The organism is Capnocytophaga sp. oral taxon 332 str. F0381 (genome assembly GCF_000318275.2).
Lineage (GTDB): Bacteria > Bacteroidota > Bacteroidia > Flavobacteriales > Flavobacteriaceae > Capnocytophaga > Capnocytophaga bilenii.
In genome coordinates this window covers 3,648-3,975 of record NZ_KB291272.1, presented here as the reverse complement: position 1 = coordinate 3,975, position 328 = coordinate 3,648, and the positions used below count along the sequence as shown (strand labels likewise).

Sequence of the window (328 nt, the reverse complement as noted above, 5' to 3'; positions counted from 1 at the left end):
AATTTTCTCCTGCTCCTGAATATAGAAAATATGGTTGGGAAGACTATAAACCTTAAATAAAACCCTTACCTTTGCAAAACAAAATATAAAACAATATATGAAATTATTACTTATTAGTTTATTTTTAATAGGGACAGTGAGTTCTTGTGAAAATGTTGTTAATAATAACACTGAAAAAGATCCACAAAATGAATCATTAAGTATCGAATCTGATACCAAAATAAACAATCCACTAGCGAACAAAAAGTTTTATTATTTAGATAAAAAAGAGGAGAATGGAGAATTGAGGCTCTTAATATACCCATATCTTGAAGACGATTATGATATG

The 328-nt window shown here is 27.4% G+C and carries 1 pseudogene; it reads left to right on the top strand.

Annotated features, from left to right (window positions below):
* Positions 1-97 precede the first annotated feature (97 nt).
* A pseudogene (locus HMPREF9075_RS13725) lies at positions 98-328 on the top strand (hypothetical protein); the annotation flags it as partial.